The organism is Paenibacillus sp. D51F (genome assembly GCF_053345695.1).
In genome coordinates this window covers 125,498-146,344 of sequence record NZ_JBKFAO010000003.1, presented here as the reverse complement: position 1 = coordinate 146,344, position 20,847 = coordinate 125,498, and the positions used below count along the sequence as shown (strand labels likewise).

The window sequence follows — 20,847 nt, the reverse complement described above, 5'->3', positions numbered from 1 at the left end:
GAGGCATGCGCCATCGTGAATCCATGCGTTGTCTATCCTTTCACCGCTCCCGAAATTCCTTCCATGTAATACCGCTGCGTGAACAGGAACACGAGGATGATCGGCAGCACCGACAGGATCGTGCCGGCCGCGATCCAGCCGAAGTTGTAGGCGAACTGGCCGTTCAGATACGTCAGCGCCGCTGCGAGCGGATACTTGCCGGGATCGTCGAGCACGACGATCGGCCACAGGAAGTTGTTCCAGTACGCCATGAATTCCAGCAGCAGGATGACGGCGATGCCCGGCTTCACCATCGGCACCATGAGCCGCAGGAAGATCCGAACCTCGGAAGCGCCGTCGATCTTGCCCGAGTCGCGGATGTCGTCAGGCACGCCCATGAACGTCTGCCGCATCAGGAAGATGTTGAAGACGGACACGGCCGACGGAAGCACGACGCCGATATAGGATCCGATGAGGCCGAGCCAGCCGATCGTCAAGTAATGGACGATGAGCGCCGTCGACGACGGAATGATCATCGTCGAGACGAGGATGGCGAAGACGAGCGAGCGTCCCTTGAAGCGCATTTTGGCCAGCGGATAGGCGGTCGTCAGCGACAGCACCAGGTTGAGCGCGAGGCCGAGCGCGGTGATGATCAGCGTATTGCCGATGTACTTGGGAAAATTGATGAAGCCCCATACCTCGGTATAGTTGGTCAGCTTGACGAAGGTCGGGAAGATCGGCGGCGGGAAGGCGAACACGTTCTTCCCCGGCATGAGGGATACGCTGAGCAGCCAGAGAAACGGTCCCATCATGAACAAGGCCAGCAGCAGAAGCAGCAGGTAGCCGACCGCCAGCGTCAGAATGCGGCGCGGCTGCCTGCTGCGCCGGGTATTCCGTTCCAGGCTCTGGACGGAGCGGTCCATACTCGGTTGATTCATCAATATGGATTCACCCCGCCTTTCTGATTGACCCGGAATACGATGATGCTGACGACGCCGACAATGACGCTGACGATCAGCCCGAGCGCCGAGGCATACCCGTAATTCAGCTTGGTGATGCCTTCCTGGTAAATATAGAGGCTGGAGGTCAGAGTCGCGTTGCCGGGTCCACCGCTCGTCAGCACGAACATCTCGTCGAAGACGCGGATCGCCCCCATGAGGGAAATGAGGCTGCAGAAGAAGACGTACGGACGCAGCAGCGGAATGGTGATATGCCGGATCCGCTGGGCCGCCGTAGCTCCGTCCACGATGGCCGCCTCGTACAGATCGGCGGGAATCGCCTGGAGGCCGGCCAGATACAGCATCATGTAATAGCCGAGCCCTTTCCACAAGGTGATGAACATGAGCACGTAGAGAGCGGTCGAGCTGGTCGAGAGCCAGCCGATCTTCTCGTGGATGATGCCGAGCTCCAGCAGGATGTAGTTGACGAGGCCGTTCTGGCTGAGCAGCCAGTTCCACATGAGCGCGACGGCGACCATCGAGGTGACGACCGGGATGTAATAGGCCGCCCGGAACGCCTTGATGCCCGGTATGCGGCTGTTGACGAGGATCGCCATCAGAATCGACAGCAGCTGCAGCACCGGAACGACGATGACATACGTCATTGAATTCCGCAGGGATGCGATGAAGCTGTCGTCCTTGAACGCCTTGACGAAGTTGTCCAGGCCGACGAAATCCGTCTCGCCGAGCACCGAGTAGTTGGTCAGCGCGAGCGGGATGCTGTACAGGATGGGAAACAAAACGAAAACTCCGATAACGAGAAGGCCCGGAGCCATGAAGCTCCAGGCCGGAAGCGCATCGGAAGCGAGGGTTCTTCTGCGCATGCCAGTTCACCGTCCTAAATGTGTTTCGTTATTTGGTCGGGGCTTTGATGGCCTCGTTCACTTTGGCTGCCGCTGCATCCAGTCCTTTCTTGACGTCGCCGCCGTTCAGGATGATGTTCTGCAGCTCCTTGGAGACGGCGGTATTGATGTCTCCCGCTGCGGGTATGCCCAGGTAATACTCTTGCGCCTTGTCAAGGCTTTGCGCCGAAGCGATCTTGGCCTGGGATTCCAGCGTATTGTCGGATTCGGAGAAGAATGGATCCTCGATCGATTTCTTGGTCGACGGCAGCGTGTTGGAATCCTTGGAGAAGGCGGTCTGATTGTCTGCGTTCGTGACGAAGGCGGCGAAGTCGGCTGCTGCCTGCGGATCTTTGGAGCCCTTCGGCACGACCAGGTTCATGGAGTTGGAATAGCGCAGATCCGCCTTGCCCGTCGGCAGCGGCACCGCGATCGTGTTTTTGTACACATCCGGAGCGGATGTCTTGAGGAAGTTGATGAAGGATGGCCCGGACAGCTCAAAGGCCACCTGCTCGCTGGAGTAATACTGGATCTGCTTGTCGAACTTGGCGTCGTCCTTGACGATGACGCCCTCGTCCACGAGGGATTTCAGCTGCTGCACGACTGCCGCGCCGGCATCCGTATTGAAGGCTGCGCCGGTCCGCGCCTCGTCCAGGATCGGAACGCCTTCGCTCGGAAGGATATTCGCGCCGAACTGGGTCGCGTACCCCGAAGCGCCCGTCTTGGCCTTGATCTGCCTGGACCACTCATAGAGCTCCTCCTTGGTTTTGGGAGGATTGGCGGGATCGAGCCCGGCTTTCTTGACCAGATTGGTGTTCATGTAGAGGACTTGAGTGCCGGTATACCACGGCAGAGCGTATGCTTTTCCGTCAAAGACGGTGGAATTGTAGATGCCGTCGAAGAAGCTGGTTTTCACCTCGTCGCTGATGAGCGGATTGATGTCGGCAAGAGCGCCCTTGGAGGCAAGCTGGCTGGCGAATTCCGTGTTGAGGTTGACGACGTCGGGAGAATTGCTGCCGCCTGCGGTGGCGAGCAGCTTGGCCTGGATGGCGTCGTACGGATAGTCCTTCCAGTCGATGGTGACGCCGGGATGTCCCTGCTCGTACTCGTCGATCAGCTTGTTGAAGAAGTCGTTGAACTTCGGCTGGAGGGAGATCGTCCAGAACTCCAGCTTCACGTCCTTGGCAGGGGCAGGACTGCCGCTCGGGGCGGCGCTGGCTCCGGCCGTCGGAGCGGGCGATGCGGCGCCGTCGTTGTTCGCGCCGCTGTTGTTGCCGTTGTTGCCGCATGCGGCGCTCAGCAGGAGCAGCGCTCCCAGAGTTCCCGCCGTCGCTGCCCTGCGCAGCGCTGCGGATGACGGACGTTGTCGGGATGCTTGAGCCGCCTTGCGATGCTTGACGGCCTTTTCCTCGCCTACTGCTTGCTTCACCATACCATGAGCCACCCTCTCTTGATTTCATAGACTTGCAGGACAAGTACGCAGAAAACGGGAGAAAAGAGAAACCATGCCGTTCTTAGCCAAGTTGAGGAAAATGTGGAATTGGTAAATCTTGCTTAGAGTATAGCAATAGAGCTCCGCTTTGAGAAGCATTATTATCCAAAAAATTCGATTTTTCTGGAGAATTTTTTCTTCATAAGGTGAATAGAGATGTCCGGCACCCAGCTGAACTCGGTATTCATCCTTCGAGCCCAAAGATGTAAAATAAGGAAATAGCTGCGCATCCAGGGAGGGCTTACGATTGATTGAGGCAAGACATGCCATAACGGAGAAGGCGGGGCGCCGGCAATGAAGATGGCGGCAACGACAATCGAAGCGGACTGGGGCGGCCATCTCGTGAGGCTGACGTGGCTGCCGGGTGCCGTGCCGGGTGCCGGACAGACCGTGACCAGCGTCCATGGAGTTTGCGTCGACAACGGCCATATTCTCCTCGTGAAGGTAAGCGGCAGAGGCTGGAACCTGCCCGGAGGCCATGTGGAGGAGGGCGAATCGCCGGAGGAGGCTTTGCTTCGGGAGTGCATGGAGGAGGGATGCGTACGCTGCGGATCTTCTTCCCTGCTTGGACTGATCCGGATCAGCCATGAGGCCAATCCCTTGTTCGATCCCCAAGGAAAATATCCGCTTGTAGCGTATCAGGCCTTTTACAAGACTGAGGTTCAGGAACGCATGCCTTTCATATCCGAGCATGAATGCACCGCTCGGGTATGGGCGGAGCCGGATCAGGCTGCTTGCGCTCTGGACGACCATGAGCTGGCGAGGCTGATTGTGAAGACGGCCGTTCAGGAGAAGTAACTCTATCAAAAGGAAGTGGCTCTTACAATGGCAATCAAGCTGGTATTGTTCGATTTCGACGGCACGCTCGCCGACACGCTTCCGCTTTCCTTCAGCGCCTTCAAGTCGGTGTTCAAGCAGTTCGGGGACCAGGAGCCGACGAATGATGACATCGTGGCCATGTTCGGTCCGACGGAGGACGATATCATCCGGAGAAACATCCCGGCAGGCTGCTCCGCAGAGGAAGCGATCCGGCATTATTATGACGTCTATGAAAAGGGCCACCGCGACGGGACGATGTCCGGAGACTCCGATGTCGCCGCTCTGCTGGACATCCTACGCGGCAAGGGAATCGCGATGGGCATCATTACGGGCAAGAGCCGGAGAGCGTACGACCTTTCGGTCGACGCCCTGAGCATGGCCGACTATTTCGCTATTTCCGTTACGGGAGACGATGTGGACAAGCCGAAGCCGGATCCCGAAGGAATTCTACTGGCGCTCGCCAAGCTCGGAGCCTCTCCAGCGGAAACGGTCTTCATCGGCGACAGCAACGCGGACATACTGGCCGGACGTGCGGCGGGCGTCCGCACCTTTGGCGTCCGCTGGCTCTCCACGTTCCAAAGCGCCCGGTACGACGCGGAGCCGGACGGGCTGTTCAGCAGCACGACGGAGTTCCTTCAACTGCTGAATGCGGAGGATACCGGCGGCAGCGGTGCCTGATGCGTTCTTGCTCGTTCATTGTCACAGATCTGGACCAGGAAGCAAAAACAGCCCGGATACCCGGGCTGTTTCCTTTGCGTTGACTTTGTCAGTCGCCCGGGCGCCTTATTGTAGCGCCGGTTCGATTGTTTTCCGCAGCAACCGGTTCACAAAAATCATGAAGAGGATCAAGGAAACCGCAACGGATCCGGCGCTGACCGCGAACAAGGCTTGGTAGCTCGCATACTGGGAAATCCAGCCCAACGCGATCGCTCCCAGTCCGATGCCAAGATCATTGGCAGCCGTCAAGGAGGCATTGGCGACCCCCAGACGGTCCGGACGGGCCAGACGGATCGTCGCCGCCTGAAAAGCGGGCTGCGCGGATCCGAAGCCGATGCCGTATAGAACCGCCGAGACGAGGATGCCGGTCAATCCCGTCGAAAGGCTCAAAACGATCAAGGCTCCGATCGTAGCCGCAAGGGCCGGCATGATGACGATCCTCTCGCCGTACCGGTCGGACAGCTTCCCTGAAAGGGGCCGGCTAAGCGCCAGCGTGGCTGCGAAGACGAGGAAAAACGTGCCGGAATTGACCTGCAGCGATTTCGCGAACAACGGCACGAAGGTCGTGATGCCTCCGTAGGCGACAAACAGGAAGAAGACGGAACCCGCAACGGGGAGCACGGATTTTTCGAACCATTCGATCCGCCTTGCCGGCGATGCCGGCTGAAAAGGCAGGTTGGCTCCGGCCATCAGGAGCAGAGCCGCAGCTGCGAGCGCCACCGCCAATAAAAACAAACTGCTGTACGATCGGCTCTCGGCAACCCAGATTCCCGCCATCGGGCCGACCGCCATCGCCAAGGTCATGGATGTGCCGAACCACCCCATGCCTTCTCCGCGGCGGGCAGACGGAATGATGTCCGTAACGGCGGTGATCGTAGCCGTCGTGGAAACGGCCCAGGTCATGCCATGCAGGATTCGGAGACCCATCAGCATGATGATCCCTCCGACCCAGTTGTACATATACATCGCCAAGGTGAACAGGATCAGGCCCCCGACGATAAACGGACGCCTGCCGTACCGGTCCAGCAATCCTCCGACAAGCGGACGGAAAGCGACGGCGGACAGCATGAAGGCTCCCATCGCCAGGCCGACCTGCGATTCATTGCCTCCCATCTGCTGGATGAAGAGCGGCATCGTCGGATACAGCATATAAAAAGAGACAAATAAGAATAAATTTCCTATCGTCATGAGAATGAACGATTTCGTCCATAAACGCTCCAGGCTGCTCCCCTCCTCAGACGTCATCCGTTCTCCGAGTCTTGCTTGCCGGCGTTCATGCGATTTTATTGGGCTCCGACGACCCGATGAGGGACATACGGCTCTTCCAGCGACGCGATTTCTTCCGGCGTCAAGGAAACCGAGAGCGCGGCCACCGCTTCCTGGAGATGCGATATTTTGGTGGCGCCGACAATAGGAGCGGTTACGGGCTGCTTCTGCAGCAGCCAGGCCAACGCGATCTGGACGCGGGAAACGCCGCGCTTTTCCGCTATGGAAGCAACTTGATCGATGATCGATCGGTCGGCATCTGCAGACGCATCGTATTTTTGTTTGGCGATCTGATCGGTTTCGGAACGAAGAGTCGTTTCCTGTGGATCTCTCGTCAGCCTTCCTCCTGCCAGCGGGCTGTATGGAATCACGCCGATTTTCTCCTCCCTGCAGAGAGGAAGCATCTCCCGTTCTTCTTCGCGATAAATGAGGTTCAAATGATTCTGCATCGATACGAACCGGGTCCATCCGTGTGTCTCGGCTGCATGCAGCGCCTTCAAGAATTGCCATGCATACATGGCGGAAGCCCCTATGTATCGGGCTTTGCCAGCCTTCACGACATCGTGCATGGCTTCCATCGTCTCTTCGATCGGCGTATGGTAATCCCAGCGGTGAATCTGGTACAGGTCTACGTAATCGGTTCCAAGACGCTTCAGGCTTTTGTCGATCTCGCTCATGATCGCCTTGCGGGAAAGTCCGGCCCCGTTGGCGCCCTCATGCATGCGGCCATTCACCTTCGTCGCGATGACGATCTCATCCCGATTCGCGAAGTCCTTAAGAGCGCGTCCGACAAATTCTTCGCTGGCTCCGGCCGAGTACACATTTGCCGTATCAAAGAAATTAATGCCCAGCTCCAAGGCATTCTTGATGATGTGACGGCTGCTCTCCTCATCGAGCACCCACTTATGAACCCAGCGATCGGCATCGCCGAAGCCCATGCAGCCAAGGCAAATGCGGGATACATCCAAGCCGGTATTTCCAAGTTTCACATATTCCATGCGTCGGCACACTCCTTAAAGGGGATAGGACGACTATACTCCTTGGAGTGAGCTCCAAGTCAATAAGAAAATGGCGGCTGAAAGAAAAGAAGTTTCTACGCTCCCCGTCGATCAAAGACGCAGCAAACCCCGGAGATTTTACTGGTACTTCACATGTAACTGATACAGGTTACTCCCAACGTCAGGCTCCGGATCAGTCGCCCTTGACGACGAGATCAGCCCGCTCCATCGGCTTGTGGGATTGTGCATACCTGTCCTCTGCCGCCATCCATGCCGCCCAGCGTCCACGAGCTTCCTCCCCGTCGCGCTCCAGGCCTCTGCGCAGACGCTCCTCCCGCGGACAATCCACCCAGATCGTCAGGTCATAGAGCGGCGCGAGCTCCAGGCGGGTCGCCGTAACGCTCTCGACGATGAGCGTGCCGCAGGCCGGAACCTCATGCCAGTCGGACAGGCGCTCCGTCTCCCAGTCATACCTCTGGTACTTGCCGTCCGCTCCGCCAAGGACGCTGTCCAGCACCTCCCGCTTCAATCTCCGCCAGTCGAAATCCGCTCCGACGGGCAGCGACTCAGGCCGGCTGCGGTCCAGCTCCGATGGCGGGACATAGAAATCGTCCAAATGCAAAATCGTCACCGGAGAAGGACAGCTCAGCTTCAAGGCTTCGGCCAGCGTGCTTTTGCCCGATCCCCCGCAGCCGTCGACTCCGATCAAAAGGGGTCGATTCACCGGCTGCTCCAGGCTGCCCAGCCGATCCGCGACCGTTGCTTGCAGAATTTCTAAAGACATACTTTGCCTCCTTATTAGCAACCGTAGGTCCACATGTATCTAGGACACCGGAAAATCAACGACGACAACCTGCTCCAGCATGCCGCCGATGCGGCTCAAAAACGCTTGATGCACGGGATGGGGACCATAGCTCCGCAAGGATTCGAGGTCTTCGAAAAGGATGCGCAGGCCGAGCGAGAAGCCGTGCTTGTTCTCCAGCTCCTCCGTTTCGTTGATTCCCGCCGACAGCTCGACGATGCCCGGAATTTCCCCTTTGAACGCCGCGAGCTCGTCCACGATCGACTGCCGCGTCTCGGCGTCAAGCTCCCGGTTGAACTTGATCGATACCATATGCTCCATCATCTTTGCATCTTCCTCCTTGGATTATAGGTGGCTTGTCCTTGGCCTTGGCAAAATCCGCTTGACCGGGAGACCGGTCATGAACAACCAGCTTCCATTCTCCGAATCGAATTGTTGGCGCCGAATGATCCGGATGCGCTTTCATAAAATCTGCCGATTTGAATCCGATTGCCGTTAGGGAAGGTATTCCCGGTCTCCAGTGAAGCTTTGGACCTCTGGATTCGTTCTACAGATTCATTGGACCATTAAAGATACACGGTCATTCTTTTCGAGTCCCTCGTTGATTTATCCTGCTTCTAAAAAAAAGAGCCCTCGCAGCATTCAGATGCTGCAAGGGCTTTTGAAGCCGAAGGACTTGCCGCCTCCGTTGTCAACGGAGCCGGATCACCGTCCATCCGATCGCCATATAAAGCAGGACGAAGGTCAAAAAGGTCATGCACAGGAGCGCCACGATCGAGCCGCCGGCAATCTGCATACCGAATGCGTCCGGGAAGTAGCCTTCTCGAGTTCGATTGACGGCCAAAAGCTTCAAGTATCCGTAAATGCCGCCGGTCACGACAGCATGCATCAGAAAAGCTGCGAGCAGCGCTTGAAAAAACAGCCTTCATTCAATCTATCCTCCTGATATGGAGTGGTTCGGCAGCGCCAGAAGCTCCCGGATGTCATCCTGATCCAGCAGCGGCATATCGGCTTCGGCCGTTCCCTGGATGACTTCCTCGGCGAGACGGCGCTTGCGCTGCTGCATGTCGTGCATGCGCTCCTCGATCGTGCCGCGGGCGACGAGCCGGAACACCTGCACCGTCTTGTCCTGGCCGATCCTGTGCGCCCGGTCCATCGCCTGCTGCTCGGACGCCGGGTTCCACCACAGGTCGTACAGGATGACCGTGTCGGCGCCGGTCAAGTTGAGACCGGTGCCGCCTGCCTTGAGCGAGAGCAGGCAGACGTCGCGCTCGCCGGCGTTGAAGCGGCGGCAGATCTCTACTCTCTCGCGGGCCGGTGTGCTGCCCTCGAGCAGGAACGTGGACACGCCCTGCTCTTGCAGCCGGCGCCGGATCATGTCCAGCATGCCGGTGTACTGCGAGAAGACGAGCGGCCTGCGTCCGCTCAGCCGGCAATCCCGCACGAGATCCATCAGCTGATCGAACTTGGCCGAGCCGCCGGCATAGTCCTCCACGAACACGGCCGGATGGTTGCAGATCTGCCGCAGGCGGGTCAGCCCCGCCAGAATGCGGATCTTCTTCAGCTCGAAAATGCCCTCGGCCATATGCTTCAGAGCCTCCGCCCGCAGCTTCACCAGATAGCTGGCGTACAGCCTCTTCTGCTCCGGCAGCAGGTCGGTCTTCAGCATCGTCTCGATCTTGTCCGGCAGCTCGCTCAGCACGTCGCGCTTGAGCCTGCGAAGCAGGAACGGCCGGATCATGCGCGCTACCTCCTCGCTGCGCAGCTCCTGGAACTCGCGGCGGCTGCCGAACAGCCCCGGCAGCACGGCCTCGCAGATCGACCACAGCTCGGTCAAGCGGTTCTCCAGCGGCGTGCCGGACAGAGCGAACCGATGGCGCGCATTCAGACGCTTCACCGCCCGTGCCGTGCTCGTGACATCGTTCTTGATCATCTGCGCCTCGTCCAGGATGAGCGTATGGAACGCAAGCGCGTCGTAATCGGCCGTATCCAGCCTTACCAGCGGATAGGAGGCGATGACGACGTCGACGCCGCCCAGCCGGGACAGCTTGGCGCTGCGCTCCTTCTTGGAGCCGTCGGCGATGACGGCCCGCACGCCGGGAGCAAAGCGCTCCAGCTCGGAGCTCCAGTTGTACAGCAGCGAGGACGGGCAGACGACGAGAGCCGGCTGCCCGCTCTCCCGGATCTCGGGCAGCACGGAGACGAGGAAGGAGATCGCCTGCAGCGTTTTTCCCAGCCCCATGTCGTCGGCCAGAATGCCTCCAAGGCCGTAATGGGCCAGCGTCTTGAACCAGCGGAAGCCGGTCTTCTGATAGTCGCGCAGCACGTTGTCCAGCGATTCCGGCAGCGGGAACTCCAATCGCTCCGGATGGCGGAGATCCTCCGCCAGCTTATGCAAGGCGGGACCGAACCGCATGCCCGCATCCTCGCCGGAAGCATGGTGAAGCATGGGCAGCCCCTGAAGCAGCGGCAGCGTGAACGATCCGTCCGGGCCGATCCGGCTTGCCATGCCCGTATCCTGGATAATTCGGATCATATCGGCGAAGCGGTCGCCATCGAGGGAAACGAATGCTCCCGACGGCAGCCTGTAGTAAGGCTTTCGTTCCTGAACCGCCTCCACCAGATGGCGAACCTCCTCGGCCGGCACTCCGTCCATCGAGAAGCGGAATTCCAGCCAGTCGGTCCGCTCGTCGACCTCTACCCGCACCTGCGGCGGCGCCGTGCTCGACGGCATGCGGATGCGGACCGCATTCGTCGCGTAGATCTGCAGCAGCTTCTCCAGCTTGGGTACGGTGCGGTAAAGGAAGCGATACTCCTCCTCTTCCCCCGAGAGGAAATAACCTGCGTCCGTGGAGGCGGGCTTGTCCTCCTCCAGCACCCGGAATATCTCGGCTTCCCGCTCGGGATCGCGGATCAGAATCGCTCCCGTCCCTCTCTGGCGCAAATCCTCCAGCGGATTGAAGACGATCTCTCCGTATTGGAATTCAAGGGCGGCAAGCAGCTTGTCGCGCACCCGGTCCAAATAGAGCCGGGCTTTGAGCGGATGACGGATCATCCGCTCCTCCAGGCTGGCGTCCAGCTTCACGCTGCCGAGCTTGGCCAGCTCCGGCAGCACGCCGGCGGCAAGCGCCTCCAGCTGACCTTCCGGAACGGTCAGCCTTCCATCCGGCGCGTCGGCCAGCAGCCGCTGCAGCTCGTCCAGCCGTACGGCCTGCTGCGGATCGAGTCGATGCAGCGAGTTGCCCTGCAGGGCGGCGGCGTACGCAGGAAAGGCGGTAACGCCGGCCAGGCCGTCGGCCCGCAGCGCGTATTCGCCGCGCTCCGCCTCCTCCAGCCGGAAGCCGAGCTCCGGAGCGCCGTCTCCCTCGCGCAGCCCATCATAGGCGGCTCCCCGATGCTCCAGCTTCAAGCCCGTCGCCTGCAGCAGCAGCGGCATCAGGCGGGGCCAGGCGGCAGGCGGTACCGGAAGCACGCTCTCCGGCAAAGCGCTTGCGGCGGCATCGCCTCCCTGCCCCGACGGCTGCCGGTACAGCGCCTCCGTGCCGGCCGTCTCTGCGAGCAGGCGCAGCAGCGCCTCCTGCCCGGCAGGAAAGCGCTGCTGCTGCGGATCGAAGGCGACGCCCGTCTCGGCCGGGTCGGACGCCGCTCCAGCGCCGATGCGCAGCAGGAATTCGCGGATCCGCCGCACGGGCCGCAGGCCGCGACCGTCCGCAACCGACAAGGCGATGCCGAGCAGGCGCAAGCCGCCGTCCAGCAGTACCGGCGCGCAGACAAGCTCCGCCCGCGTCAGCCGGCGCGAGTCCACCAGCCGCTCCGCCAGGCCGGGAGCGGCTGGCGCCGCAGCCGTGGCGAACAGCTGCAGCAGCTTGTCCACGCCGGACGGAGGCGCCTTGTCGCCGGCTGACGGCTTTTTCCCCGCGCTCCGCCGGCGGCCAGGCTCCTCGCCGTCGTCATGGAGCCGCTCCTTGACGGCTACGAGCACCGCCGCCACATGCTTGCAGCCTTTGACGTAGGAGCCCAAAGGCGGGCAAGAGGAGCAGGCCGCCTCCAGCCTGCCTCCCGAACCGGCGCGGACGGACACATGGCTCTGGGGCTTGTCTTGGACAAGAGCCTCGACCCGGCTGCCGTCCGCAGCCATATCGGCCAGCAGCACCTTGCCGTTTTTGTAGAGCGTCCGGCCCTTCCCGAAGGAAAGGTTGCCGCACAGATTTTGGATCATCGCTTCGGTCAGGGTCGGTCCCGGCTGGTTCATGTTCTTCGGCGGCCTCCTTCATGATGTCTGGTTTAGTCAGCCTCCATCATACCACGCCTGCTTGGGACAGGAGAACGGCAGCCAAGCGCGTTCTCCGGGAACCGGCCTTGCGGCCTTCCCCGATCCTGCCGCTTCCCGGCGGCGGTAAAGACGGCAAAAACCGCCGTCTCCACGGCGGCTTTCCGGCTGCCCATCCTCGTCGCAGGCACGCTTCCCGGGAGAGGCTCTCCCGCCCATCCTCGGCGCCTGCGCGCAGAACTATTTCGCCAAGACGTGTACGTCGGCTCCATCAAGGGATGATCCGCTGGCCGATGTCAACACCCGTCCGCCCCCGCTCATCGCTGAGGCGGCTTTTTTCGGCTTGACCGGTGAATTCAAGCCGCAGGGTTTGTATTTTCAAGAACTTGGAAAGAAACCGTTTTCAAGGGTAGAATTTCATCTTATACTGGGGTTGCCGTCCCTTGATGGCAATAGAAATTCATCGACATCAAAAGAAAAGAGGTGGCAGGCAGCCTGTTTTTGAAACGATTTCAACATCAGGGCCAACCCGCGCATCGCAAGGCCAAATCAAAGGAGGATGAAAAATGAAGAAAATGATCCTGTCGGTCGCAGCGGCGCTGACGCTGGGCGGTTTGGCGGCCGGCGCAGCCTCGGCTGCGCCGGTCAGCGACGCCAACACCACCCTGTTCGGACCCGATGTCTATGTGTTCGATCCGTCCATGCCGGCGGCGGACATCCAGTCCGTGGCGACGTCTATCTTCAGCTCGCTGGAGTCGGCCGAGTTCAGCAGCAGCCGCAAGGCGCTGCTGTTCAAGCCCGGCACCTATAATGTCAATTTCAACGTCGGCTTCTATACCCATGTGGCCGGCCTCGGGCGCAATCCCGGCGATGTTACGGTAACCGGCGGCGTCAATGTGAACGCCGACTGGGACAACGGCAACGCGACGCGCAACTTCTGGCGGGCCATCGAGAACATGACGCTCGCTCCTGCCAGCGGCAAGACGCAGATCGCCGTGTCGCAGGCCGCTCCGCTCCGCCGCCTCAACATCAAGGGCGAGCTCGATCTGTTCGACTTCGACTCCAACTGGAACGCCGGCTGGGCCAGCGGAGGCTTCCTCGCGGATTCCAAGGTCGACGGCAAAGTCGTGCCTGCCTCCCAGCAGCAGTGGTTCTCCCGCAACAGCGAGTGGGGCGAATGGACGAACGGCGTCTGGAACATGATGTTCGTCGGCAGCAAGAACGCCCCGCCGGCCAGCTTCCCGGATCCCCCCTACACCGTCGTGCCGACGACGCCGGTCATCCGCGAGAAGCCGTATCTGTACGTCGACGGCAGCGGCCAGTACCAGGTATTCGTCCCCGCGCTGCAGAGCGGCACGCAGGGCATCAGCTGGGCGTCCGGCTCTACGCCCGGCCAGTCGATCCCGATCAGCCAGTTTTATGTCGCGCGTCCTGAAAGCGCTACCGCGGCGAGCCTGAACGCCGCCCTCGCCCAAGGCAAGCATCTGCTGTTCACGCCCGGCATCTATCATCTGAACGATACGATCCGCGTGACGAACGCCAATACCGTCGTGCTCGGCATCGGCATTCCGACGCTCGTGCCGGATACGGGACTGCCCGCGATGACCGTCGCGGACGTGGACGGCGTGAAGATCGCCGGCCTTACCTTCGATGCCGGCCCTGTCAACACGCCGGTGCTGATGGATGTCGGCCCTGTCGGCAGCTCGGTCCGCCATAAATCCAATCCGACCTCCCTGCACGATCTGACCTTCCGTACCGGCGGCGCGTCCAATGGACGCAGCGACGCCAGCCTGCGCATCAACAGCAGCGACGTCATCGGAGACCATTTCTGGCTCTGGCGCGCCGACCACGGCGCCGGCGCCGGCTGGACGTCCAACGTCTCCAAAAACGGCCTCATCGTCAACGGCACCGACGTCACCCTGTACGGGCTGTTCAACGAGCATCACAACGAGTACCAGACCGTCTGGAACGGCAACGGCGGCAAGCTGTATTTCTACCAGTCCGAAATTCCGTACGACGTGCCGAACCAAGCCTCCTGGAAGAGCGGCGGAGGCGCCGTCAACGGCTACGCCTCCTACAAGGTCGCCGACAGCGTGACAAGCCATGAGGCCTGGGGACTCGGCATCTACTCCTACTTCCGCGACGCGGCCGTCAAGCTGAACAGCGCCATCGAGGCGCCGAACTCGCCGGGCGTGAAGTTCCACAACATGACGACCATCTGGCTCTCCGGCACGGCCGGCAGCGAGATCTCCCATATCATCAACAACACCGGCGGCCGCGTGTACGCCAACTCCCCGGCCGAGGCGATGCGCCAGACGCTGGGGGAATGGGCGGGCAACGGCTCGGGAGGCACGCCTACTCCTGCGCCTACAGCGACTCCGACTCCGACCCCTGCCCCGACGGTTACGCCGACACCGACCCCGGCACCGGGAGCGGCGCTGGACCGCACCGGCTGGACCGCGACGAGCAATCCGTCGAGCGGAGACGTCCCGGCCAACCTGCTCGACGGCAGCATGGCGACCCGCTGGAGCACGGGAGCGGCGATGGCGCCGGGCCAGTACATCACCATCGACATGAAGGCAGCCAAAACCTTCAACAAGCTGACGATGGACTCCACCGGCAGCGACAGCGACTATGCGCGGGGCTATGAGGTCTACGTCTCCGCCGACGGCTCAAGCTGGGGCGGCTCCGTCGCCACAGGCACCGGCGCCGGTCCGGTCGTCACCGCCTCGTTCACCGCGAAGACCGCCCGCTACATCAAGATCGTGCAGACCGGGACGAGCAGCAGCTGGTGGTCGATCCGCGAGCTGAACGTGTACGGCGCGTCAGGCGGGACGACGCCGACACCGTCGCCGACTCCAACCCCGACCGCAACTCCGTCCCCGACCCCGGTTCCTACTCCCGGCGCGGCGCTGGACCGGACCGGCTGGACGGCGAGCAGCACTCCGTCCAGCGGCGACGCTGCGGCCAACCTGCTCGACGGCAGCATGGCGACCCGCTGGAGCACAGGCGCGGCGATGGCGCCGGGCCAATCCATCACCATCGATATGAAGGCGTCCAAAACCTTCTCCAGGCTGACGATGGATTCTACCGGCAGCGACGGCGACTATGCCCGCGGTTATGAAATCTATGTCTCCGCCGACGGCTCAAGCTGGGGCAGCTCCGTCGCCACTGGCGCCGGCACCGGCCCCGTCGTCACCGCCTCGTTCGCGGCGAAGACCGCCCGCTACATCAAGATCGTGCAGACCGGCACGAGCACCAGCTGGTGGTCGATCCGCGAGCTGAACGTCTACTTGTCCTAAGCTGGGAAAAAGAAAGGGCCGTTCCGGGCGAAGCTTCCGGAACGGCCCTTTTGCGCATTGATCCGTCTCCTGCGGCTGTCGGGGCCGGCAAGGGGACTTGCCCAGCTCTATTCGGGTCTTTTGAGCCTCGCCCGAACGTTTTTGAGCCATGCCCTGAACGTTTTGAGCGGGCCTTGCCCTGAACGTCCTACTTCGTCTTCCCTTTCGCCTGCTCCAGGAATCGGGCCGCATCATGGCTGTCGGTCGCGGTCCTCTCCAGCTGCCGGCTGGCGGCGTTGTAGCGGAAATGGTACACGTCGATCTTATCCTGCCCCGCGCCGTAGCCCTCGGCCAGGAGCAGCTCGCCGTCCTTCGTCTCCATGCCGCCGATCGGCAGCCTGGCCATCAGCGGCTGGGTCTGATCCTCGCCGAAGACAAGCGGCACCGAGTAGGCCTTGCCGCCTTCCAAGACGTAAAAATACGTCAGCAGCGCATGGCAATCCGTATATTGAGGAGTGAACGCATACAAGTCTCTCGAGCCCAAGGATACGGTTTCCATCTGGACAGGCCTGGTGTCCGGCTGGATGATTCCGTCGCCGTCAAAGCCGTCCTCGTAGCGCGCTACCGGCTGCTCAGGGCCATCCTCAGGCTGCCACACCGCCTCAAAGCTGCCTTTCCACTGATGATCGTTCTCCTGTCCGAGACAGCTCGGGGCTCCAAGCTTCTCCTCCGTCACCGGGCCGGACGGCCGGATGACGAGCTTCCCCTCTGCGTTTTCCGCGTACGCTCTCGCTGCTGTGTCATCCTTGGATGACTGGGCTGCTTGCCCTTCGGGCGAAGGGGATGGAAGCCCGCCGCCTCCGGAGCCGGTGCCGGGAGCCGGGGAATTCGGAGTGCCGTGCAAGGCTGCTGATGGTGCCGGGACGACTGTCGTCCCTCGTTCCGAAGGAGCTCCGCTGCAAGCCGCCAAAAGCAGCGCGCAAACGGAGAGGGATAGGATGAGGCCGCGAAGCTGCATATAATTCTCCTCCTGGAAGCATCTAACTGCCGTTAATGACGCCTCCTCCATCATCAAGGTTGCATAGCGACGATCTCCTCCGAATGAGCCGCAGACCTATCGGGCCTCGACTTGGCCCCCGATGCGGCAAGCCAGCTCGATTCTTGCAAAGGCATTCCTGCCATGCTCCCGGTCGCCGCTCACCTTGACGGCTTCCTTGAAGCCGCAGCCGATCCAGAAGCGCAGGGCCGCCCAGTTCTTGAGATCGACGGCTGCCCGGACGGTCTCATAGGACCGCTCGGCGGCAAGGCGGATGATCCCGTCCACGAGCTCGCTTCCGAGCCTTTGACCGCGATGCGTTGGATCGACAGCGAACAGGCCGATATATAGATCCCGCTCGCCCGGATATCCTTGGTACAGCTCCATCAAGGCGACGGGCTCCGCTGACGGTCCGCCCGCCTTCGGCTCAGCCGCCAGCGCCTCCCCCTTCAGCTCCGCCAGCTGAACATGCAGCCGATCCGGACGGCCGCCCGGCGGCAGCTCCGGATTTCCGCTCCGCACATTTCCTATATACGAGGAATTCAAAGGCTGACCCGTCCAGATCGGCAGCGGAGCGGATCTCTCGTAAAGCCGCTGAGCAGGCTCGCCTTCATCATCCCGTAAATTTCGAATCTGGCAGCGTTCGGATAGCCAAACGGACGGCCATGGAGTTGTCATCGTTCATTCTCCTTTTCATCGCAAAGTATTGATTTGATAAATATCTAATTAGATAATAGTCGAATAAATTGATTGCTGCAAGCATAGAAAAAAGGACGGAGATCGCTCTCCATCCCTGCTAAATCTTGCCCTATGCTTTCACGGAATCAAAACGATCTTCCCGCTGTGGAGCCGGCTCTCCAGCAGGCGGTGAGCCTCAGCCCCGTCCGCCAGAGCGAAGCTTCGAATATCCGCAAGCTTCAGGCTGCCGTCCATGATCCAGCCGAACAGCTCTCCGGAACGCCGTATCCTTTCCTCCTGCGTCGTGACATGATTCCACAGGTCTCCGCCGGTCAGCGTCTTGGAGCTGTCCATCAGCATCCGGGGATCGACGGGAGCAGGATCTCCGCCCGCCATCCCGTAGAAGACGACCGTCCCCCGTGTTCTCACAGCAGCAAAGCTCTCCATCAGCGTCGAGCCGACGGAATCGTAGGCCACGCCGACGCCTTCACCGCCGACGCTCAACTGCCGCACCCCGCTCACCCACTCGGTTCCGTACAGCAGCACTTCATCCGCACCCGCCTGAAGAGCGGCTTGCCGCTTGGCAGCGGATGAAGTCAGTCCGAGCACCCGAGCTCCTTTGGCCGCCGCCAGCTGGACGAGCAGCTGCCCGACGCCTCCGGCCGCGGCATGGACGAGCACCTCGTCGCCCGGCGCGACGCGGAAGCTGTCGTTCACCAGGTAGTGGGCGGTCAAGCCCTGCAGCAGCACGGCCGCCGCCTGTTCGAAGCTGATTCCTTCCGGCAGCGGGATGGCGCGATCGACGGGAACCCGCACCAGTTCGGCATTGGCATGCGGAACGTCGGCGAATGCGACGCGGTCCCCTTTTTTGAATGCATGAGCTCCAGCTCCTGCCTCCACGACGACGCCTGCGCCCTCGTACCCGAGAATATAAGGCGGCTTGCCCGCCAAGTGATAATTGCCCCGCCTCCGGTAAATATCGGCGAAGTTGAGCCCGATCGCCTCCATCCGCACGAGCACTTCATCTGCAGCCGGAGCGGGATCCGGAAGCTGTTCGACATGGAGCACTTCCGGTCCGCCGAATTCGTGGAATACCAGTGCTTTCACAGACATTCCCCTTTCATAGTCCTAATTCCTTGCCCGCAATCAATTCGCTTCAAATCCATTTCCAAAAGCTTTTCTGGGCCATCTTGATTCCGTTGTCTGCGGCCCAGCGCTCCAGCTCCCGCGCTTCAGCCAGATCCCTCTTGCTGCGGGACGGACTGCTTCCTTACTTCTTCCAAATAAGCCGTCACGCGAAGGGCTTCCGCCTCGTTGAAGACAAAACCCGCCGCCTCGGCCACCTCGGAGCTGACGCGGCGAAACAGCCCGCCCATGGCGAAGAGAGCCCTCCATATGTTCTCCAGGCTGGCATCGGAATAAGTCGCCATCAACTCGCTCCATGTCCGCGTGTCCACATGCTGCCGCAAATACTTGCTGTTTTTGCCCGTGCTCACGCTATATCCCGTCGAAATGCCGACCTGCCAGTCCAGCATCATCAGCAGCATCGGCCGGACATAGAGATTCAGGTGGTCGTAAGCATACAGGTGCTCCTGCCTCCACAGCCCCTTGGCGACATAGGTCGCCACCCACCAGAACTCGTTGCAGCAGCCGGCATACTCCGATGCGGTCGGGGGCTTGACCCTGTAGTCCTCGTCGGTCGGAGGAGGCAGCTTCGGCAGCAAGCCGTCCTTGTCGAGCAGCGCCACGGCCAGCTTGTCTTCCCGAGCATACTCCGCAGCCTGCTCCCTTTCAATCAGCGTCAGATCGATGCGGTTGCCATCCGCCAGCTGCATCAGATAGGCGTATCGTCCCTTGCGGTCCGAAGGGAACAGCTGCCCCTCGTCCGGCATCTGCATGATTAGGCGCTCTCCGAAGACGTCTGCCCAGGCATGGTCTTGCACAAAAGAATCCAGCTCCGTCACCAGATAGACGATGTCGTAATCCTGAAAGCGATCCTTCGGCACGTTCACATTCGTCCGCGAGCCGTTCATCACGACCGCACGCACGCGCTCCTCCTGCCGGGCATAACCCAGAATCAAATCCATCATCTGCTGTTCCGTTCTCATGTCATCCAGCCTCCTTGGTTGTCTTGGCTTCGAGGTTGTCTTGGCTTCGAGGTTGTCCAGCACGGCTGAACTCAAGAGGCGGTCCCCTTGCCCAAGCCGCGGATGAGCGAATACGGGAAGGACGAATGCGGGAAGGGCGAATACGGGAAGCGCGTCAAAGCTTCGCAAACGGGATTTTCATTTCCCCTTTCTCCTCCCTCAGGGTTATCCTCATCCAATTCATTGTTTCTCACCCCGATGAACGCCTGGCCTCTGCTTAAGACTAGGAGCGATTGAATTCTTTCGCCTCCAGCGCTTCACGCAAGACTTCCAGCTTGCGCTTGGCTTCCTTGATGCTGCCGCTCATCGGTATCCCGATTCCAATCCCGGCATCCCTCAGCTCCGCTCGCAAGCCGGAGTAGGCCGACCGGTCCTGTTGAGCAACCTCCGGCAGCTTGTATGGCTCTCTATTGGGATATCGGCGGAAAAGGATATACAGGCTTTGCAGCATGCGATTTTCCGACTTGGAGGGCAGCTTGGTCAGAAAAAAAGCGTTGACAAGTTATCCGTCACATTTCCCAGCTGTATCGTGACGAGGTCAGGCTTATCCCAGTTCCTCTCTTCCTGCTGGCCGATCAAACCCTCAAGCTGCACCAGACTGATCATCAAGTCGTTTCCATAGAGCTGCTGCTCCACTCTGTCCATTTGCCAGCATCCTCGGATCAGAAAGACGGCAAGCAAGGTGGAGAACAGAACCGATGCTCGAAAGGCCCATTTTCTTCTCGCCATCAGGCTCAATCCTTCCTCCCGGGAACAGGCATCGCCAACGGTTGCAATAAAACGATACTCGGTTCTTCTTCGGAAAGATTCCGAAATCCTTTATTCAGGAGATCACATTCGTGATGAGGGTCTTCCTCATGGAGCGGAAAGGAAAAACGGAAGCACGCCAACAAGCCCTTCGGGCTGCCAGAATGGTGCTTCCGCCTGCCGTTTCCTATTTGATTTCTGTCAGCCTCCAAGCTCCGTTCTCCTGTTTCCTTGAACAAACTTCGCGAACAATAGCCTAACCAGCGGCCCTACGACCAGCAACTGCAGAGGAAGAGCGAAAATGAAATTGTGTCCTACGAGGGAAAAATAGCTGCCGAGCCACGATTCTCCGGCTAAGCCGCCGGTCAGGCAGGTCATCGCCAGCCCATAAAGAGACATGCAGAGAACCATGCCGGTCACCATGCATAAAGCCAGGGACAGAATGACGAATATTTTCTTGGACTTGTCATAGGGCAAGGAAAAGGCGGCTTTCTTCGCAATCGGACCGACGACAAACAGCTCGAGCAAGGAAGCGACGACATAAACCAAGAGCAGTTGAACGAGAACTTCTTTCCACGTCATCGTTCCAAGCAGATCATGCGTGTAGAGATTGTAGAACGTCATGAACACGACCATTCCCAAGCACATCATCAATCCGAAATAAATGTCTTCCTTCTTCGTTGCGGGCATTTCCCATCATCCTTTCGTTTACCCTTGTCAGTATAGAAAGGATGGGACCTCCCGCATAAGTGAACACTTTGTGAACGTTCAAAGA

The 20,847-nt window shown here is 60.3% G+C and carries 19 protein-coding genes; 3 read left to right on the top strand and 16 right to left on the bottom strand.

The genetic code is table 11. The annotated features are described in order from the left end of the window. Positions 1-32: 32 nt before the first annotated feature. Genes ACLBWT_RS07300 through ACLBWT_RS07290 form a run of 3 tightly spaced genes read right to left on the bottom strand, consistent with a single transcriptional unit; the run spans position 33 to position 3,251 of the window. Positions 33-923 (bottom strand): carbohydrate ABC transporter permease, encoded by an 891-nt coding sequence (locus tag ACLBWT_RS07300; protein WP_447662736.1) that lies wholly within the window; start codon positions 921-923, stop codon positions 33-35. Further along, positions 917-1,801, bottom strand: a complete 885-nt coding sequence (locus tag ACLBWT_RS07295; protein ID WP_447662377.1) for a carbohydrate ABC transporter permease — start codon at positions 1,799-1,801, stop codon at positions 917-919. Before ACLBWT_RS07295 ends, ACLBWT_RS07300 begins: the two co-directional genes overlap by 7 nt. A 28-nt stretch (positions 1,802-1,829) precedes the next feature. Next, entirely contained in the window at positions 1,830-3,251 is a 1,422-nt protein-coding gene (locus tag ACLBWT_RS07290) for an ABC transporter substrate-binding protein (protein WP_447662376.1), read from the bottom strand. A gap of 354 nt (positions 3,252-3,605) precedes the next feature. Between ACLBWT_RS07290 and ACLBWT_RS07285 the strand changes: the two genes are divergently transcribed. Both ACLBWT_RS07285 and ACLBWT_RS07280 read left to right on the top strand, forming a co-directional pair. Next, positions 3,606-4,109 (top strand): NUDIX hydrolase, encoded by a 504-nt coding sequence (locus ACLBWT_RS07285; protein ID WP_447662375.1) that lies wholly within the window; start codon positions 3,606-3,608, stop codon positions 4,107-4,109. A 27-nt stretch (positions 4,110-4,136) separates the two neighbouring features. After that, a complete protein-coding gene (locus ACLBWT_RS07280; RefSeq protein WP_447662374.1) occupies positions 4,137-4,808 on the top strand; it encodes an HAD family hydrolase in 672 nt (223 codons plus the stop codon). Positions 4,809-4,913: 105 nt separating this feature from the next. Here the strand turns inward: ACLBWT_RS07280 and ACLBWT_RS07275 are convergent, their stop codons facing one another. The 6 genes from ACLBWT_RS07275 to ACLBWT_RS07250 all read right to left on the bottom strand — a co-directional run bounded on the left by ACLBWT_RS07275 (position 4,914) and on the right by ACLBWT_RS07250 (position 12,165). Further along, complete coding sequence (locus ACLBWT_RS07275; protein WP_447662373.1) at positions 4,914-6,092, bottom strand: MFS transporter; 1,179 nt, start codon at positions 6,090-6,092, stop codon at positions 4,914-4,916. Between the two features lie 38 nt (positions 6,093-6,130). Then, on the bottom strand, positions 6,131-7,111 hold the full coding sequence (locus ACLBWT_RS07270) for an aldo/keto reductase (RefSeq protein ID WP_447662372.1): 981 nt from the start codon (positions 7,109-7,111) through the stop codon (positions 6,131-6,133). Between the two features lie 193 nt (positions 7,112-7,304). Further along, the gene (locus ACLBWT_RS07265; protein ID WP_447662371.1) at positions 7,305-7,895 is read right to left on the bottom strand and encodes a uridine kinase family protein; all 591 of its coding nucleotides are present in this window, start codon (positions 7,893-7,895) and stop codon (positions 7,305-7,307) included. A gap of 39 nt (positions 7,896-7,934) precedes the next feature. Then, positions 7,935-8,237 (bottom strand): Dabb family protein, encoded by a 303-nt coding sequence (locus ACLBWT_RS07260; RefSeq protein WP_447662370.1) that lies wholly within the window; start codon positions 8,235-8,237, stop codon positions 7,935-7,937. 367 nt (positions 8,238-8,604) lie between these two features. Continuing rightward, complete coding sequence (locus ACLBWT_RS07255; protein ID WP_447662369.1) at positions 8,605-8,802, bottom strand: hypothetical protein; 198 nt, start codon at positions 8,800-8,802, stop codon at positions 8,605-8,607. Positions 8,803-8,847: 45 nt separating this feature from the next. Then, on the bottom strand, positions 8,848-12,165 hold the full coding sequence (locus tag ACLBWT_RS07250) for a DEAD/DEAH box helicase (RefSeq protein ID WP_447662368.1): 3,318 nt from the start codon (positions 12,163-12,165) through the stop codon (positions 8,848-8,850). A 584-nt stretch (positions 12,166-12,749) separates the two neighbouring features. Between ACLBWT_RS07250 and ACLBWT_RS07245 the strand changes: the two genes are divergently transcribed. Next, the gene (locus tag ACLBWT_RS07245; RefSeq protein WP_447662367.1) at positions 12,750-15,485 is read left to right on the top strand and encodes a discoidin domain-containing protein; all 2,736 of its coding nucleotides are present in this window, start codon (positions 12,750-12,752) and stop codon (positions 15,483-15,485) included. Between the two features lie 187 nt (positions 15,486-15,672). Here ACLBWT_RS07245 and ACLBWT_RS07240 read toward each other — a convergent pair whose 3' ends face one another. The 7 genes from ACLBWT_RS07240 to ACLBWT_RS07210 form a co-directional block, all read right to left on the bottom strand. Then, the gene (locus ACLBWT_RS07240) at positions 15,673-16,482 is read right to left on the bottom strand and encodes a hypothetical protein (protein WP_447662366.1); all 810 of its coding nucleotides are present in this window, start codon (positions 16,480-16,482) and stop codon (positions 15,673-15,675) included. A 96-nt stretch (positions 16,483-16,578) separates the two neighbouring features. Continuing rightward, positions 16,579-17,178, bottom strand: a complete 600-nt coding sequence (locus ACLBWT_RS07235) for a GNAT family N-acetyltransferase (protein WP_447662365.1) — start codon at positions 17,176-17,178, stop codon at positions 16,579-16,581. Between the two features lie 138 nt (positions 17,179-17,316). Further along, complete coding sequence (locus ACLBWT_RS07230; protein WP_447662364.1) at positions 17,317-18,285, bottom strand: quinone oxidoreductase family protein; 969 nt, start codon at positions 18,283-18,285, stop codon at positions 17,317-17,319. A gap of 125 nt (positions 18,286-18,410) precedes the next feature. Continuing rightward, the gene (locus tag ACLBWT_RS07225) at positions 18,411-19,286 is read right to left on the bottom strand and encodes an aminoglycoside 6-adenylyltransferase (protein ID WP_447662363.1); all 876 of its coding nucleotides are present in this window, start codon (positions 19,284-19,286) and stop codon (positions 18,411-18,413) included. Positions 19,287-19,548: 262 nt separating this feature from the next. Then, positions 19,549-19,776: a hypothetical protein gene (locus ACLBWT_RS07220; protein ID WP_447662362.1), complete on the bottom strand. Its 228-nt coding sequence runs from the start codon at positions 19,774-19,776 to the stop codon at positions 19,549-19,551. A gap of 29 nt (positions 19,777-19,805) precedes the next feature. Next, a complete protein-coding gene (locus ACLBWT_RS07215; RefSeq protein WP_447662361.1) occupies positions 19,806-20,054 on the bottom strand; it encodes a hypothetical protein in 249 nt (82 codons plus the stop codon). A gap of 219 nt (positions 20,055-20,273) precedes the next feature. Further along, positions 20,274-20,762: a hypothetical protein gene (locus ACLBWT_RS07210; protein WP_447662360.1), complete on the bottom strand. Its 489-nt coding sequence runs from the start codon at positions 20,760-20,762 to the stop codon at positions 20,274-20,276. Between the last annotated feature and the right edge of the window lie 85 nt (positions 20,763-20,847).

What these genes read in the sequence shown, in the direction of transcription:
- ACLBWT_RS07295 (WP_447662377.1), bottom strand. Translation starts at nt 1,801, where the DNA reads ATGCGCAGAAGAACCCTCGCTTCCGATGCGCTTCCGGCCTGGAGCTTC.
- ACLBWT_RS07290 (WP_447662376.1), bottom strand. Translation starts at nt 3,251, where the DNA reads ATGGTGAAGCAAGCAGTAGGCGAGGAAAAGGCCGTCAAGCATCGCAAG.
- ACLBWT_RS07285 (WP_447662375.1), top strand. Translation starts at nt 3,606, where the DNA reads ATGAAGATGGCGGCAACGACAATCGAAGCGGACTGGGGCGGCCATCTC.
- ACLBWT_RS07280 (WP_447662374.1), top strand. Translation starts at nt 4,137, where the DNA reads ATGGCAATCAAGCTGGTATTGTTCGATTTCGACGGCACGCTCGCCGAC.
- ACLBWT_RS07275 (WP_447662373.1), bottom strand. Translation starts at nt 6,092, where the DNA reads ATGACGTCTGAGGAGGGGAGCAGCCTGGAGCGTTTATGGACGAAATCG.
- ACLBWT_RS07270 (WP_447662372.1), bottom strand. Translation starts at nt 7,111, where the DNA reads ATGGAATATGTGAAACTTGGAAATACCGGCTTGGATGTATCCCGCATT.
- ACLBWT_RS07265 (WP_447662371.1), bottom strand. Translation starts at nt 7,895, where the DNA reads ATGTCTTTAGAAATTCTGCAAGCAACGGTCGCGGATCGGCTGGGCAGC.
- ACLBWT_RS07260 (WP_447662370.1), bottom strand. Translation starts at nt 8,237, where the DNA reads ATGATGGAGCATATGGTATCGATCAAGTTCAACCGGGAGCTTGACGCC.
- ACLBWT_RS07255 (WP_447662369.1), bottom strand. Translation starts at nt 8,802, where the DNA reads ATGCATGCTGTCGTGACCGGCGGCATTTACGGATACTTGAAGCTTTTG.
- ACLBWT_RS07250 (WP_447662368.1), bottom strand. Translation starts at nt 12,165, where the DNA reads ATGAACCAGCCGGGACCGACCCTGACCGAAGCGATGATCCAAAATCTG.
- ACLBWT_RS07245 (WP_447662367.1), top strand. Translation starts at nt 12,750, where the DNA reads ATGAAGAAAATGATCCTGTCGGTCGCAGCGGCGCTGACGCTGGGCGGT.
- ACLBWT_RS07240 (WP_447662366.1), bottom strand. Translation starts at nt 16,482, where the DNA reads ATGCAGCTTCGCGGCCTCATCCTATCCCTCTCCGTTTGCGCGCTGCTT.
- ACLBWT_RS07235 (WP_447662365.1), bottom strand. Translation starts at nt 17,178, where the DNA reads ATGACAACTCCATGGCCGTCCGTTTGGCTATCCGAACGCTGCCAGATT.
- ACLBWT_RS07225 (WP_447662363.1), bottom strand. Translation starts at nt 19,286, where the DNA reads ATGAGAACGGAACAGCAGATGATGGATTTGATTCTGGGTTATGCCCGG.
- ACLBWT_RS07220 (WP_447662362.1), bottom strand. Translation starts at nt 19,776, where the DNA reads ATGCTGCAAAGCCTGTATATCCTTTTCCGCCGATATCCCAATAGAGAG.
- ACLBWT_RS07215 (WP_447662361.1), bottom strand. Translation starts at nt 20,054, where the DNA reads ATGGCGAGAAGAAAATGGGCCTTTCGAGCATCGGTTCTGTTCTCCACC.
- ACLBWT_RS07210 (WP_447662360.1), bottom strand. Translation starts at nt 20,762, where the DNA reads ATGCCCGCAACGAAGAAGGAAGACATTTATTTCGGATTGATGATGTGC.